Raw genomic sequence first — 512 nt, forward strand, 5'->3', positions numbered from 1 at the left:
CCGGGCAGCCGGGTCCACGGTGGGGGCCATATTCGTACTCTGATGACGGGTTATACCTTTACTCTGATGAACCATCCCACGGCAGAACTGAATCAGGAGTACCTGGTGGCGCAGACCACGCTGTTTGTACAGGACAACGCGCAGCACAGCGGGCAGGCGCAGCACTTTTCGTATTCAACCAGTTTTGAACTGCATCCGACCCGCGAAGTTTACCGGCCGCAGCGGACGGTAAGCCAGCCGCGCACGAAGGGGCCGCAGAGCGCCATCGTGACCGGCCCGGCGGGCCAGGAGATCTGGACCGACAAATATGGGCGGGTGAAGGTGCAGTTTGGCTGGGATCGTTACGGCAAGCGGGATGAGAACAGCTCATGCTGGATCCGGGTGAGCCAGCCGTGGGCGGGTAAAGGATTTGGGACCATTCAGATCCCGCGTATTGGTCAGGAAGTGCTGGTGGACTTCAAGAACGGCGACCCGGACATGCCGATCATAGTGGGCCGTGTTTACAACCAGGA

Annotated in this window: 1 protein-coding gene; it reads left to right on the plus strand. The window is 60.0% G+C overall.

From position 1 onward, the window contains the following. A partial coding sequence (locus KW828_RS21685; protein WP_218338298.1) for a type VI secretion system Vgr family protein occupies window positions 1-512 on the plus strand: 512 nt, incomplete at both ends.

The organism is Enterobacter sp. ENT03, assembly GCF_019218745.1.
Taxonomy (GTDB): domain Bacteria; phylum Pseudomonadota; class Gammaproteobacteria; order Enterobacterales; family Enterobacteriaceae; genus Enterobacter_D.